12 protein-coding genes are annotated in these 14,994 nt (G+C 69.9%); 4 read left to right on the top strand and 8 right to left on the bottom strand.

All coding sequences use genetic code 11. The features are described 5' to 3' along the window. Positions 1-58 precede the first annotated feature (58 nt). Positions 59-1,042: an agmatine deiminase family protein gene (locus PK98_RS13705; RefSeq protein WP_039097380.1), complete on the bottom strand. Its 984-nt coding sequence runs from the start codon at positions 1,040-1,042 to the stop codon at positions 59-61. Position 1,043: 1 nt separating this feature from the next. Beyond that, positions 1,044-2,711 (bottom strand): M28 family metallopeptidase, encoded by a 1,668-nt coding sequence (locus PK98_RS13700; protein WP_039097379.1) that lies wholly within the window; start codon positions 2,709-2,711, stop codon positions 1,044-1,046. Positions 2,712-2,807: 96 nt separating this feature from the next. On the opposite strand from PK98_RS13700, the gene PK98_RS13695 reads away from it, so the two are divergent. From PK98_RS13695 to PK98_RS13680, 4 genes are all read left to right on the top strand, one after another. Then, on the top strand, positions 2,808-5,456 hold the full coding sequence (locus PK98_RS13695) for a [protein-PII] uridylyltransferase family protein (protein WP_039097378.1): 2,649 nt from the start codon (positions 2,808-2,810) through the stop codon (positions 5,454-5,456). Between the two features lie 13 nt (positions 5,457-5,469). After that, positions 5,470-5,913, top strand: a complete 444-nt coding sequence (locus PK98_RS13690; protein WP_039097377.1) for a peroxiredoxin — start codon at positions 5,470-5,472, stop codon at positions 5,911-5,913. Then, positions 5,910-6,701: a ferritin-like domain-containing protein gene (locus PK98_RS13685; protein ID WP_039097376.1), complete on the top strand. Its 792-nt coding sequence runs from the start codon at positions 5,910-5,912 to the stop codon at positions 6,699-6,701. Before PK98_RS13690 ends, PK98_RS13685 begins: the two co-directional genes overlap by 4 nt. Before the next feature lie 171 nt (positions 6,702-6,872). Further along, positions 6,873-7,571, top strand: a complete 699-nt coding sequence (locus tag PK98_RS13680) for a M23 family metallopeptidase (protein WP_039097375.1) — start codon at positions 6,873-6,875, stop codon at positions 7,569-7,571. A 146-nt stretch (positions 7,572-7,717) separates the two neighbouring features. On the opposite strand, the gene metK is transcribed toward PK98_RS13680, so the two are convergent. From metK to hisS, 6 genes are all read right to left on the bottom strand, one after another. Further along, positions 7,718-8,971, bottom strand: a complete 1,254-nt coding sequence (gene metK / locus PK98_RS13675; RefSeq protein WP_039097374.1) for a methionine adenosyltransferase — start codon at positions 8,969-8,971, stop codon at positions 7,718-7,720. 36 nt (positions 8,972-9,007) lie between these two features. Beyond that, positions 9,008-10,582, bottom strand: coding sequence for an apolipoprotein N-acyltransferase (lnt, locus tag PK98_RS13670; protein WP_235425517.1), 1,575 nt, complete (start codon positions 10,580-10,582; stop codon positions 9,008-9,010). Between the two features lie 32 nt (positions 10,583-10,614). Continuing rightward, a complete protein-coding gene (locus PK98_RS13665) occupies positions 10,615-11,547 on the bottom strand; it encodes a DUF4167 domain-containing protein (RefSeq protein WP_052208705.1) in 933 nt (310 codons plus the stop codon). A 206-nt stretch (positions 11,548-11,753) separates the two neighbouring features. Then, entirely contained in the window at positions 11,754-12,608 is an 855-nt protein-coding gene (gene prmC / locus PK98_RS13660) for a peptide chain release factor N(5)-glutamine methyltransferase (RefSeq protein WP_039097373.1), read from the bottom strand. Further along, entirely contained in the window at positions 12,605-13,675 is a 1,071-nt protein-coding gene (gene prfA, locus PK98_RS13655) for a peptide chain release factor 1 (protein WP_039097372.1), read from the bottom strand. Before prfA ends, prmC begins: the two co-directional genes overlap by 4 nt. Beyond that, positions 13,675-14,907 carry a histidine--tRNA ligase gene (gene hisS, locus PK98_RS13650; protein ID WP_039097371.1) on the bottom strand — a complete coding sequence of 411 codons (1,233 nt, stop codon included), beginning with the start codon at positions 14,905-14,907 and terminating at the stop codon, positions 13,675-13,677. Before hisS ends, prfA begins: the two co-directional genes overlap by 1 nt. Between the last annotated feature and the right edge of the window lie 87 nt (positions 14,908-14,994).

Raw genomic sequence — 14,994 nt, 5'->3', positions numbered from 1 at the left:
GCGTATCAAATCTTTGCCGCAGTGCACAAGATGTGCGCCCGGCGCCGCGGATCGTTGCTCAACCCGCGCTCGGCATCTGCTGGCTGGCACAGTGGAAGCTGCCGCCGCCGCCCAGCACGGCATCGGCCGACAAGCCCACCGCGACACGATCCGGGAACATCGCGCCGATCGCCGTCACCGCCTCCTCATCCAGCGGAGAGCCGTAGGTCGGCACCACCACCACCTTGTTGCAGATGGCGAAGTTCATGTAGCTGGCCGGCTCCGCCTCGTCGCCCTCCCCCATCCAGCCGGGGGACGGGACCGCCAGCACCTCCAGCCCCGCCGCTTCGGCGCGCCGTTTCGCATCCGTGAAGATTTCACTGTTGGGATCGTCGCCGGCGCTGGCCTGCGGGATGGCGATGCGGCCCGGCCCCACGAAGCGGGCAAGGTTGTCGACATGGCCGTCCGTATGATCGCCTTGCAATCCCTCGCCCAGCCACAGCACGCGGGTGAACCCCAGGTCCGCCTTCAGTCGCGCCTCAATCTCCTGGCGCGAGAGATGCGGGTTGCGGTTGGGGTTAAGCAGGCATTGCTCGGTCGTGACGACCAGGCCGGTGCCATCGCCGTCGATCGCGCCGCCTTCCAGCACCCAGTCGGCGCTGCGCACCGCCAGGCCGGCATCCTGCGCCAGTTCGGCGCCGATGGTCTCGTCCCCATCCATCACGAACTTGCCGCCCCAGCCATTGAAGCAGAAGCGCTGCCCCAGCCGCTTGCCGGCGCCATCGCGCAGCACCAGCGGGCCGGTGTCGCGCAGCCAGACATCGCCATAGTCGCGCCGCTCCAGCTGCACCGCGCCGTGCGTCAACGCCTTGGCGCGCATGGCATTGGCGGCATCGCGCACCAGCAGGCGCACCTCCTGCCCGCTTTCCGCCACGGCGCTGGCGAAGGCGGCGAGCTGCACCTGCGCGGCGGCCAGGTCCGGCCATTCCGCGGGGTCATGCGGGAAGCCGATCCACAGCCAGTCCTGCGGCGCCCATTCCGGCGGCATGTGCCAGTGCGTCATCTCAGCAGCCCTTCGCATCGGCGGCGCAGCTGGCGTCACGGATCCGGCGGAATTCGTCGTCCGGGTACCAGTTGGGCCAGGTGCTGCCATCCGCCAGGATCCGGCCGAGCCGGTAATACAGACCCACATCGGCGGTGATGCCGTCCCATCGCCAGTTCGGGTCGTACTCGTCCTTCGGCTGGTGGTAGGCAACGTCGCGATATGCTTCCTCGTGAGCCTTGCCGGCGGCCACCCCGCCCTCCAGCAGGTCCAGCCCGCTGTCGATGTAGAACATCGGTACCCCGCGCTTTGCCAGGCTGAAATGGTCGGAACGGTAGTAGTAGCCTGCTTCCGGCGAGGCATCGGGCGTGATCACCCGGCCGCTGGCGGCCAGCGCCTGTTGCAGGATACCGTCAAGCTCGCTCTTGCCGCCGCCGATCACCGTCACGTCGCGCGCCGGGCCGGCCATGGAGATCGCGTCCATGTTCACGCCGCCCACCGTCTGCGCCAGCGGGAACAGTGGATTGGCGCCGTAATGTTCGGAACCGAGCAGGCCGGATTCTTCCGCCGTCACCGCCAGGAAGACCTGGCTGCGCGCCGCCGGCCCGGCCGCCCGGTTCGCCTCCGCCAGCGCGACCAGCGCCGCGATGCCGGTGGCATTGTCGATTGCGCCGTTGCAGATGTCGTCGCCATCCGCGGCCGGCGTGCAGCGGCCGAGATGATCCCAATGCGCGGAATACAGGACGTATTCCTCCGGTCGCCCGGCCCCTGGCAGCAGGCCGACGACATTGTTGGAGGCGAAGCGGCGGATCGTGTTGTCGAACCCCGTGCTGACCGTCAGGCCCAGCGGCATCGCCTTGAAGCCGGGGCGCTGCGCCGCCGCGGTCAGCGTGGCGAGGTCACCGCCGGCGGCGGCGATGATCCGTTCGGCCACGCTCTTCTGCACCCAGCCGTTCATCAGCGTCTGGCTGGCCCCTCGATCGGCCCGCGCGGCATGGGCCTGCGGCCCGGTCCAGCTGCTTTCCACCACGTTCCAGCCATAGGCGGCGGGGAAGGTGTCATGCACGATCAGCGCGCCGGCCGCGCCCTGCCGCGCAGCTTCCTCGAACTTGTAGGTCCAGCGGCCGTAATAGGTCATTGCCCGCCCGCCGAACGGACCGTCCAGCCCGGCATGCTGGTAATCCGGGTCGTTGACCAGGATCACCGCCGTCTTGCCGCGCATGTCGACCCCGGCATAATCGTTCCAGTTCCGCTCCGGCGCGACGATGCCGTGTCCCACGAAGACCAGCTCGCTGTCGGTCAGGTCGACCCGCTCCTGCTCGCGATAGGTCACACCCACCCAGTCGGTGGCATGGGTGAAGCGCATGTCGCCGATCGCCAGCGGCCGGTGATTGGTCGCGGTGATCTCCGCCAGCGGCACTTCCTGGAACCAGCTGCCCTTGTTGCCCGGCTGCAGACCCGCGGCCTGATACCGCTCCACGATATAGGCCAGCGTCTTCGCCTCGCCCGGCGTGCCCGGCTCGCGGCCCTCGAACTCGTCGGAGGCGAGCGTGCGGACCACATCCTGCAGGGTAGTGGCGCTGATCGCGGGATCGCCGCTTGCGCTGCGTGCGGCGCCCACGCTGCCGGCAGCCGCGCATCCACTCAGCACCAGTGCCAGGCTCGTGATCGCCAGACCCGTTCGCAGCATCGTAAACCCCCTGAATACCTTGCGGCACCAGTGGCAGGGGCATCGCCGCGGTTCAAGGCCTTGCGCCGGGGCCACACGCGGTCATAGGCTGCCGGCATGGACGCCTGGACCGATGCACTGGAGCGCGCCCGGCAGCACTCCCCTTTCCTCGCCCGCGCGCTGGCCCGCCAGCCCGATCTCGCCGCGCTGCTGGCCGCTGGACAGGGTGAGCAGGCGCTGGCGGCGGCCAAGGCCATCACTGCTGGCGACTTGGCGGTCGAACTGCGGCAGCAGCGGCTGGCACTCGCCGCGGTGCTGGCGGTGGGCGACCTGGCGGGCGCCTTCCCTCCGGCGCGGGTGATGGGCGAGCTCAGCGCCTTCGCCGACCGGGCGCTGGACCGGGCCATCGGCCATGCCATCACCCATCGCGTGCCCGATGCCGTGCCGGCGGGCTTCGTGGCGCTGGCGCTGGGCAAGCAGGGCGCGGGCGAGCTCAACTATTCCTCCGACATCGACCCCATCCTGCTCTACGACCCCGCCACCCTGCCCCGCCGCGCGCGGGACGAACCGGCCGAGGCGGCGCAGCGTTACGCCCGCAGCGTGACCGAACTGCTCAGCCAGCAGACGGCGGACGGCTATGTCTTTCGCGTCGACCTGCGGCTGCGCCCGGCCAGCGAAGTCAGCCCGCCGGCGATCTCGTTCGATGCGGCGCTGAGCCATTACGAGAGCAGCGCGCTGGCGTGGGAACGCGCCGCCTTCATCCGCGCCCGCGCCGCCGGTGGCGACATCGCGGCGGGGGAGCGGTTCCTGCAGGCGATCACGCCCTTCGTCTGGCGTCGCAGCCTGGATTTCACCGCGATCGAGGACATCCGCCGCCTGACGCGCCGCATCCGCGAGGCCTATGACGGGCCGCAGGCACCCGGACCCGGTTTCGACCTGAAGCGCGGCCGTGGCGGCATCCGCGAAATCGAGTTCTTCGCCCAGACGCACCAGCTGGTCCATGGCGGTCGGCGCCCCGCGCTGCGTCTGCGCGGCACCCGCGCCGCGCTGGATGCACTGGCGGCGGAGGGTCTGATCGCCGGGGACACCGCAGCGGAGCTGGGCGTGGCCTATGATCGGTTGCGCACGATCGAGCACCGGTTGCAGATGGTGGACGACCGCCAGACGCACAGCCTGCCCGACAGCCTCTCCGCGCTGGACAATGTTGCCCGGCTGGACGGCCTGACGGATGGCGCAGCGCTGGTCGCGGAGCTGGACGGACTGACCCGCACGGTCGCGGCTCATTATGATCGCCTGCTGGGCGAAGACCGCGCCGCGCCGCCCCCGCCGGCCCTGGCGCAGCGCCATGCCGAACGGGTAGCCGGTTGGCGAGCCACGCTACGCGCACTGCGCGGGGCGGAAGCGCGGGTCGCCTTTGATGCAGTGCTGCCCTGGCTGCTCGACGCCTTCGACAAGGCACCCGATCCGCCGGAGGCGATGGCGCGCTGGGAACGGCTGCTGGCCCGCCTGCCCTCCGCCGTGAACCTGTTCCGCCTGTTCGAGCAGCGCCCCGGCCTGTTGGACGAGGTGCTGCGCCTGCTGACACTGTCGCGCCCGCTGGGGGACGCGCTGGCGCACCGGCCCGCGCTGCTGGACCGGCTGATCGATCGCTCCGCGCTGGAGTTGCCGCCTGCCGTGCCGGCGCTGATGCAGGCGATGCAGCCGGTCGAGCGGCAGGCCGCCGACCTTGAGGCGCGGCTGGACCGCATCCGGCAGGTGGTGGGGGAGGAGCGCTTCGTCCTGGGCGCGCAGCTGGTGACAGCGCGGCACGATGCGCTGGATGTGGCGGATGGCCTCGGTCGCGTGGCGGAAGCGGCCTTGTGCTGTGCAACGGCGGCGGCAGTTGCGGAATTCGAGGTGGCGCATGGGCGTGTGCCGGGCGGACGACTGCTGGTGCTGGGGCTCGGCCGGCTGGGCGGTGGGGCGCTGACCCATGCCAGCGACCTCGACCTGGTCTACCTGTTCACCGGCGATATCGGCGTGGAATCCGATGGCCGGCGCCCGCTGACCGCCTCGCTCTACTTCAACCGCCTGGCACAACGGGTGACCGCCGCACTCAGCGTGCCGACCTCCGAAGGCGCGCTGTACGAGGTCGACACCCGCCTGCGCCCGCAAGGCGCGCAGGGGCCACTGGCGGTCAGCCTGGACAGTTTCGCCCGGTACCAGCGGGAGGAGGCGTGGACCTGGGAACACATGGCGCTGACCCGCGCCCGGCCGATGTTCGGCATCGCGGAGGACCGCGCCGCCCTGACCGCGCTACTGCAGGAGATCCTGCACCTGCCGCGCGCGCCCGATCGCCTGCGCGCCGACGTGCTGGCGATGCGGGCCGAGATGGCGGCGCACAAGGCACCGGTCAGCGAACTGGACGTGAAGCTGCTGCGCGGCGGCCTGGTCGATCTGGAATTCCTGATCCATTACCTGCAACTGCGTGACGGGGCGGCGCTGCAGCCGCACCTGCCGCAGGCGATCGCCGGTCTGGCGGGGCTCGGCCGGGTGCCGGCGAGCCTGGCGCACCACCATGCGGTGCTGACGCGCGTGCTGGTGGTGCAACGGCTGTTCGCACCCGCTGGCGACATCCCGCCGCTGGTGGCGCAAGACGCTTTCGCCGCCGCGTGCGGACTTGCCGACTACCCCGCCCTGCTGCACTCCGTGGGCGCGGCACGGGCCTGCGTGGCGCAGGCGTGGCAGGCGGTGCTGGGGCAAGAACTGGAGATCAGTGTTGATTGATGTGGGCGAGGCAATGCCGGATGTGGCGATGCAGGGTGCCGACGGGGCCGTGATCCGCGCAGGCGACTTCGCCGGGCGCAAGGCCGTGCTGTTCTTCTATCCCAAGGACGACACGCCCGGCTGCACGACGGAGAACCTGGACTTCACCGCCCTGGCGAGCGACTTCGCCGCCGCCGGCGTGGCCCTGCTGGGGATCAGCAAGGACCCGCCCGCCACGCACGCCAAGTTCACGGCCAAACATGGCCTCACCGTGCCGCTGGCCTCCGATCCGGCGGAAGACGGCTTGGCCGATGCGCTGGGCATCTGGGTCGAGAAGCACATGTATGGCCGGACCTATCTGGGCATGGAGCGCACGACCTATCTGCTGGATGCGGCTGGGCGGATCGCGCAGGTCTGGCGCAAGGTAAAGGTGAAGGGCCACGCAGCGGAGGTGCTGGAGGCGGCGCGGGCACTGTGACGCAATCCGTGTCCGCCGCCATTGCCGCGGCGCTGCTGACGGGCGAGCCGCGGGACAAGGTCATGCAGGTGCGGGCGCTGGCGCGGGCCTGGCGCAAGGGCACGCTCGCCTGGGACTGGGCGGTGCCGATGCCCGACCGACCGGCCGTGCCGCCGGGATTGCAGCTGCTGCCACCCGGGCAGATGCCGCGCCGACGCAAGGGGGGATCGGAGGCGACGCGCGTAGCCTTGTGGCATTCGCTGGCGCATATCGAGTTCATGGCCATCGATCTGGCGCTGGATGCGGCCGGCCGGTTCGGAGAAGCGCAGGGACCGGACTTCGTCAGCGATTTCCTGGCAGTCGCCGCGGACGAGGCGATGCACTGGTCGCTGATCGCCCGCAAGCTGCGCACGCTTGACAGTCATTACGCCGCACTGCCCGCGCATGACGGGCTGTGGGAAGCGGCAGATGCCACCAAGGGTGATGTCGCCGCGCGTCTGGCGGTCGTCCCGATGGTGCTGGAAGCGCGCGGGCTGGATGTGACGCCGGCCGCCCGCGACCGGATCCGGGCAAGCGGAGACGAGGGCGGCGCCCGCATCCTGCAGCGCATCCTTGACGACGAGATTCGCCATGTCGCGGTTGGCGCCAAGCACTTTGCACAAGTGGCGCAACGCCGCGGCGAATCTTACGAGAATTACTGGGAGATGCTGGTGCGGCAGCACTTCCACGGCACGTTGAAGCCACCGTTCAACGACTCGGCGCGGCAAGCTGCCGGTCTGCCGCGCAGGGTCTACGTTGCGCTTGCGTAGGCAACGCGCACCCGGTTACCCATCCAATCAACGAGACGGCGGGGGGTTCCGACCTTCTCTAAACACAAGAAAATGCCCGAAACGTGTCGCGCAACTGATGTGCGGCACTTCGACACACCGCCCCTGCCACTTGGCCCGGGCGGGAACTAAGAAGGACGGATCGTCGGTCATATGATCATCAAGCTCGCCATTGCCGCCGCCGGGATCGCCGCCACCATCGTGGCCCCCGTGCAGGCGCAGGACAACGCCGCCGCCACCCAGCTGACCAGCGCCCAGATCACCGGCGTGATCGAGGCACCGGTCGCCACCGGCTCGGGTGACGCAGAGTTCAGCGAGCTGTTCGCCAGCTGGCAGCAGTCCGATGCCGGACGCGTCAGCGACTCCACCGGCTTCGCCGCCGCCCCGATCCAGCGTGTTTCCGTCCCGTCGCGCATCCCGCTGGATGCAGCGCGGATGAGCAGCGATTACGGCATGCGCTCGCACCCGGTGCTGGGCGGCCGTCGCCGGCATAGCGGTGTCGACCTCGCTGCACCCACCGGCACGCCGGTCTATGCCCCGGCCGATGGCCTGGTCAGCCGCGCCGATGCCTGGGGCTCCTATGGCAACTACATCGCGCTGGAACATGGCGGCGACCTGCAGACCCGCTTCGGTCACCTGTCCGGCTTTGCGGTCTCCGCTGGCGAGCGGGTGAGCAAGGGTCAGCTGATCGGTTATGTCGGCTCCACCGGCCGCTCCACCGGCCCCCACCTGCATTATGAAGTGCGCGTGGCAGGCGAAGCGGTCGACCCGCGCCCCTACATGCTGGACAGCGGCAGCGAGACGCGCGTGGCACTCGTGGCCAGCCAGGGCGGGATCGGCGGCGCGGACTGATCCGTCCACCACGTCCGGACCTGAATACAAGAAGGGCGCCCCGCGGGGCGCCCTTTCTCGTTTGGCGATGGCCGGTCCGGCCGGGGTTCGACCCGCGGGCAGCCGTCCGTCATCGCGAGCGCAGCGCCCGCGATGACGCGACAGGCTCAGCCCTTCAGCGCGGCCTTCAGCTCGTCCACCAGGTCGGTCCGCTCCCACGGGAAGGCGTCGCCTTCCGGCTCGCGCCCGAAATGGCCGTAGGCAGCCGTCTGGCGGTAGATTGGCTTGTTCAGCCGCAGCTTGGTGCGGATCGCGCGCGGGGTCAGGCCGCCCAGCGATTCGATCGACTGGATCGCCTGCTCCAGCCCGGCATCGGTGACGCCGGCCACGCAGGTGCCGTGCGTATCGACATAGAGCGACAACGGCTCCGACACGCCGATCGCGTAGGCGATCTGGATGGTACAACGCGTGGCCAGGCCCGCGGCGACCACGTTCTTGGCCAGGTAGCGGGTGATGTAGGCGGCCGAGCGGTCGACCTTGGTCGGGTCCTTGCCGCTGAACGCCCCACCACCGTGCGGCGCGGCGCCGCCATAGGTGTCGACGATGATCTTGCGCCCGGTCAGGCCGGCATCGCCGTCCGGGCCGCCAATCTCGAACGCGCCCGTCGGATTGATGTGGTACTTCGTGGCATCCGACAGCAGCTGGACTGGCAGGATGTCGGCGATGACGGCCTTCACATAGGCCTTCAGCTCGGCTGCCTTCTCGGTGTCACCGCCCTTGTTGCCCTTGGCATCTTCCCACGGATCGCAATAATCCTTGGCATGCTGGGTCGACACAACGACCGCTTCGCAAGCGACCGGTACGCCGTCTTCGAACCGCAGGGTCACTTGGCTTTTCGCGTCCGGCTCCAGGAACGATACGACCTTGCCCTTGCGATCGGCAGCCATGCGCTCGAGAATCTTGTGACTGTAGTACAGCGTCGCCGGCATCAGGTCGGGCGTCTCGCTGCAGGCGAAACCGAACATGATGCCCTGGTCGCCCGCGCCCTCGTCCTTGTTGCCGCTGGCGTCCACACCCTGGGCGATCTGCGCGGACTGCGCGTGCAGGCGATTCTCGAAGGTGAAGGTTTCCCAGTGGAAGCCCGCCTGCTCGTAGCCGATGTCGCGCACGGTTTCGCGGACCGTGTCCTCGATCTCCTTCAGCGCGCCCGGGGCCCACTCGCCGTTCTCGTACACGCCCTTGCAGCGGATCTCCCCCGCCAGCGCGACGAGCTGGGTGGTTGTCATGGTTTCACAGGCAATGCGCGCTTCCGGGTCTTTCGACAGGAACAGGTCGACAATGGCATCGGAGATCTGGTCCGCCACCTTGTCCGGATGACCCTCGGAAACGGATTCGGACGTGAACAGGTAATTCTGGCGCATCGGGGACTTTCGTTCGTTCCGCACAAGCGCCGGTGTCTACGGGCGGGCCCGCTTCACTGCAACCAGCGCCAGCCCAAGAAAAAGCAGGGCCCAGGCAAAGGCGAGCATGTTGCCGGTCTGCGCAAAGATGGTGGGCGGCAGGGCACCGGGCACGACAGTGTCGATCCGGCCAGCGACACCGGTGGCCAGATGATGGCGCACGACGCCGCGCGCATCGATCACCGCGCTGATGCCGGTGGTGGTGGCGCGCAGCACGGGCAGCCCTTCCTCGATGGCGCGCATGCGGGCCTGCGCCAGATGCTGCGGCGGGCCGAACGCGCCGAACCAGCCATCGTTGGACGGGTTGAAGATAAAGTCGGGCCGGTCGTGCCGGTCCGCCACTTCGCCGGAAAACACGATCTCGTAGCAGATCTGCACGCCGGCGCGGCCGTGCGGACCCAGCGTCAGCGTCTGCGGACCGGGTCCCGACAGGAAGTCGATCGCGCCGGGGACCAGCCGGGACAGGCCCAGCGGCTCCAGCACTTCGCGCATCGGCAGATATTCGCCATAGGGCACCAGATGCGCCTTGGTGTAGCTGCCGCGGATGGTGCCGGCCGCATCCAGCGCCGTGACGGAATTGTAGGCGCCCACGGCGCGGCCGCCCTGCACCTCCAGGTCGACTGCCCCGGTCAGGAGCAGCGATCCGGTACCGATGGTGCGCCCGATACGCCGGCGGGCAAAATCCGGATCGCCCAGCGCGGTCGTGGAATCGTAGAACCGCTGGGGGTAGCCGGGGCGCAGATAGTCGGCGAGGCCGCTTTCGGGCCACAGCAGCAGCCGCGTGGTGCCCGGCCGGGCACCAGGACGTGCGGCGGGCGACAGGCTGGCCAGCTGCAGGTAATTGTCTTCGAAGAAACGCGGATCGCCCAGGCGGGCCTGCGGCAGGTTCGGCTGCACCACCGTCACCGGCAGCGTACCGTCCGGCGCCGGGCGGGCCGGCAGCAGCATGCCCGCGATCACCAGCAGCGCCACGCCCGCGGCAGGTAACGCCTTGCGGCCCAGTACCGATTCGACGGCCACGGCAGAGAGCAGCACCGCCAGACCGGACAGGGCATAGGTGCCCATCCACGGCGACAGCACCGCCAAGCCAGGGCGATCCCACGGCCCCAGCAGGACCATGGCAAACGGATTCCAGGAATAGCCGGTGAAGACCCCGGCCCGCAGCAGCTCCGCCACGATCCAGCAGCCGGCAAAGGCCAGCGGCAGCATGCGCGGCCGTCCGGGTCCGGCGATTGCCCGCGCACCCAGCGCGGCGATGGCAGGGTACACCGCCAGATAGACCGCCAGCAGCGGCACCGCCGCCCAGCCCAGCACCGCGGGCATCTGCGCCTGGTGCGTGAAGGCTGTTGCGATCCAGTTGTTGCCGAAGGTGAAATGCCCCAGCCCGAACAGCCAGCCGAGCCAGGCGGCGCGGCCCACGGTCGTGGTGCGCGCCAGCAGGCTGGCGAACAGGCCCATGGCGACCAGCGCGACCGGCCACCAGTGCAGCGGTTCGAAGCCGGTCGCCGCCAGCACGCCCAATGCGAGCGCGGCAGCGGCGCCGGCCCTGCCCCCAAAGCGATCCTGCATCATGCGGGCCGGCTCAGATCAGCTGGATCGCGCCGTCAGCCGACGATTTCGAGTGTCTCGCCGGCGCCATCTTCCGGGCCACCCTCGTCCGTGCGGGCGGCACGGCGGCGGGGCCGGGCCGGGGCCTTGCGGGTGCGGGCGGCCGGTGCGTCCTGCGCCCCGTCACTCTCGCCCACGGCATCGGCGGTGCTGTCAGCATCGTCGCTGCGGGAGATGGAGGGCGGCAGCACCATGGCATCGAAGCCGGTGTCCTCCTGCGTCTCCGTCACCGGCGCCCGGCGCGGACGTCCGCGGCCGCGACCTTCGGCCGGTGCCGCACCATCGGTGCGGATACGCGGCTCGGCCGGGGTCTCGCCATCGGTGCGCGTGCGGGGCTCTGCCTGAACAGCACCGTCGCCGTCAGCGGCACCGCGCGGGCGGCGGCCACGCCGTCCGGTGTCGCGGATGAAGGGGTTCTCGACACCGGCGCTGTCGACATCTTCGCCGCCGCGCTGCTGTTCCGAAGCGGTCTGCTCGGCGAAATCACCATCGCCCTGCTCGGCATCGTTGCGGCGGTTGCCGTCACGGCCGGTCTCGCGGCTGCTGTCCCGATTGCTGTCGCGGGCCGGGTCCGGCCGGCCACGCGGCGTTGCGCGGGCGCCGTTCTCGAACTCGTCCTCTTCATCGTCGTAATCGTCGAAGGACTGGCCGCGATCGTTCTGGCTCCGCGCAGGGGAGCCGTCCTTCTGCTTGGAATCGGCAAGCACGCGGAAATAGTGATCGGCGAACTGCAGGTAATATTCGGTCTGCACCCGGTCATCGTTCAGCGACGCATCGTGCGCCAGCTTGCGATACTTCTCCAGCATCTGCGGTGCATTGCCCCGCGCGCGGCTGTCGATCCGGTTGCCCCCGCCATTGCCCCCGCCGCTTTGGCCACGGCCACTATTGTTGCGGCCGCGCCGACGGTTGTTATTGCGATTGGTGTTCAAGGGAATTCGCTTCCTCGTTGGGGACCGGCCGCGCCGGTCGCATCGCCCCCGTTCACGCCGACGCCCCGCCTCGCGGGCGCCTGCCGGCGCGATCCTCATCTGCATTTCTGCACCCGGCATCACGCCGGACCGACCGTGGCAAATGCTGGATGTGTCGCCTGGATGCCGGAACCCGTTTCCGCACCGCACGGCCTACGTTTCGGCAGTTAGTTACTCGCTCCGCCTTTGCCAAGCGTTAATTGCAGCACCAGCGCCCGGGCCCGCCCGGCCAGATCGCGCTGCAGCGTGACGCCGAAGCCCGCCTGTTCGGCCAGGGTAGTCACGGCCGGACCCTGCGCAGCCCCGATCTCCAGCACCGCCACCCCGCTCGGCGCCAACAGGGCGGGCAGCTGCGGCACCAGCACACGGTAATCGTCCAGCCCCTCGGCACCGGCGAACAGTGCCGCCGCCGGCTCCCACCCGCGCACGTCGGGCGCGAGGTCGGCCCCATCTTCCACATAGGGCGGATTGGCCAGGATCAGGTCGAACCGGCCGAGCGTGTCCGCCCAGCCGGGCTGGTGCCAGTCACCGGCGACGATCCGCGCCTGCGGGGCAATCACCGCGGCATTGGCGGAGGCGATCCGCCGCGCGTCGGCCGAACGCTCCAGCCCCACGCCTTCCGGCGCGCCGGTCTCCGCCAGCACCGTCAGCAGCAGCGCGCCCGATCCGGTGCCGAGATCCAGCACGCGGCGCGGCGCCGGGCAGACGGCGAGCGCGGCCTCCACGATCGTCTCGCTGTCGGCCCGCGGGATCAGGACGCCCGGATCGACGGCAAAGACGCGGCCGTAGAATTCCTGCTGGCTCAGGATATAGGCGACCGGCTCGTGCCTGGCCCGCCGGTCGACCAGCGTGGCGAAGGCGGCGGGCACCGGGTCGGCCATGTGCCGCAGCAGCACCGCCGAACGGGTCGTGTGCAGCGCATGCGCCATCAGCAGCTCGGCATCCAGGCGCGCGGTGTCGCTGGTGGCGGCCAGCCGCGCGGCCGCTGTCCGCAAGGCATCCGCGACCGTGACGCCGCTCACCCGTCCAGCGCCGCCAGCCGCTTGGCCTGATCTTCCGATGCCAGCGCATCGATCAGCTCGCCCAGCGCCGGCCCTTCCAGCACCTCGGCCAGCCGGTGGAGCGTCAGGCCGATGCGGTGGTCGGTCACGCGTCCTTGCGGGAAATTGTAGGTGCGGATGCGTTCGGAACGGTCGCCGCTGCCGACCATCGCCCTGCGCGCCTCCGCCTCGGCGCCCTGCGCCTCGTCACGGGTCTTTTCGTACAGGCGGGCGCGCAGCACCTGCATCGCCTTGGCGCGGTTCTTGTGCTGGCTGCGCTCGTCCTGCTGAGTCACCACGATGCCGCTGGGAAGGTGGGTGATGCGCACCGCCGAATCGGTGGTGTTGACGTGCTGGCCGCCCGCGCCACTGGCACGGTAGATGTCGATCTTGAGGTCCTTGTCCTCGATCTGCACGTCCACCTCGGTCGGTTCGGGCAGCACCGCGACAGTCGCGGCGCTGGTGTGGATGCGGCCGCCGCTTTCGGTGACGGGCACCCGCTGCACGCGGTGGACGCCGCTTTCATATTTGAGCTTGGCGAACACGCCGGTGCCAGCGATGTTGGCGACGATCTCCTTGAACCCGCCCACCTCGGCCGCATTCATGCTGACCGGTTCCACCCGCCAGCCCTGCTCGGCAGCGAAGCGTTCGTACATGCGGAACAAGTCGCCCGCGAACAGGGCCGCTTCGTCCCCGCCGGTGCCGGCGCGGATCTCCAGCATGGCCGGGCGCTCGTCGGCGGAGTCGCGCGGCAGCAAGGCTACGGCCAGGCGCCGCTCGGCCTCCGGCAGAGCGACACGCAGGGTGCCGAGTTCCTCGCCCGCCAGCGCGGCCATTTCCGGATCCTGCGTCAGGGCGGCCAGCTCGGCGATCTCGGCACGCATCCGGCGCACTTCGCTGACCGTCCGCGCGACCGGCTCCAGCTCCGCATAGTCGCGGCTGGCGGCAACGAAGGCCTCGCCCTCCAGCTGGCCGGAGGCGAGGCGCGCCTCCAGCTCGGCGAAGCGGTTGGCGATCTGCGCCAGGCGATCTTCGGGGATGGCGGCCATTATGGGGCCACAATCCCGATCGCCTGCTCGATCCGCGCCAGCAGCTCGGCATCACCCTTGGTCCGGACGGCAGCGCCATCTTCGCCCGGTGACAGGGCGAACAGCGTCAGCGCGCCGCCCTTCACCGCCTTGTCGAACCGCTTGCGCGGCGAACCGGTGGCGACCAGTTCCGCGGTGAAGCCGGCCCGGCGAATGGCCGTGACCATGGCAGTGCCGCGCGTCAGCAAGGCGTCATCCTCCACCACCACGGATGCATCCGCCGGCGCCTCCGCCTGTGCGCCCACCAGCATCGCCAGCCGCTCGATTCCCGCAGCCCAGCCCACGGCCGGTGTGGCTGGTCCACCAAGGCTTTCCATCAGTCCATCGTACCGGCCCCCGCCCAGCACGGTGCCCTGCGCACCCAGCCGGTCGGTCACGAACTCGAATGCGGTGTGGCGGTAATAGTCCAGCCCGCGCACCAGCGCGGCATTGCGCGTCCAGGCCACGCCCGCGGCGTCCAGACCGGCAGTGACCGCGGCGAAGAAGTCCTGCGCCTCCGCCGACAGGAAGGTGTCGATCTGCGGCGCGTCGGCCACGAAGCGGCGGTCGCGCTCGTCCTTGCTGTCCAGGATACGCAGGGGGTTCTTTTCCAGCCGCTCCTGCGAATCCTCGCTCAACTCCGCCTTCACGCCGCGGAAATGCTCGACCAGCGCGGCGCGCCAGGCATCGCGGCTCTCCGCATCGCCCAGCGTGTTGAGGGTCAGCGTCACGCCGTCGCTGATGCCCAGTTCGCGCAGCAGCTGGTCCGCCATGGCTAGCAGCTCCACATCCGCCTGCGGCTCGGCCGCGCCGATCACCTCGGCATCGATCTGGTGGAACTGGCGGTAGCGGCCCTTCTGCGGCCGTTCGTAACGGAACAGCGGCCCGTGCGTCGCCACCTTCAGCGGGGCATACTGCTTCCAGCCATCGGTCAGGAACGCCCGCGCAATGCCGGCGGTGAATTCGGGGCGCAGGGTCAGCGATTCGCCGCCACGAACCTCGAATGAGTACATCTCCTTCGACACGACATCGGTGGTCTCGCCCAGGGACCGGCTGAACACCTCCGTCCGCTCGAACACCGGCATCTCGACCCGGCGGAAGCGGTACAGGCGGCGCACCCGTTCGAAGGTTTCGACCACATGGGCGAAGGCATCCGCCTCCGGTCCGAAGATGTCCTGCGTGCCGCGCACGGCCTGGGGGGTCTTGATGCTCATTGTCCCGGCGCCCTAGACCCTCATACCGGCGCGGCAAAGAGGGTGCGCGTGGCTTGCGCACCACAGGCGGGTGCGGCATTGTTGCCG

It is taken from the genome of Croceibacterium mercuriale (assembly GCF_000802385.1).
GTDB lineage: Bacteria > Pseudomonadota > Alphaproteobacteria > Sphingomonadales > Sphingomonadaceae > Croceibacterium > Croceibacterium mercuriale.
This window is presented reverse-complemented; position numbering and strand designations above follow the sequence as displayed.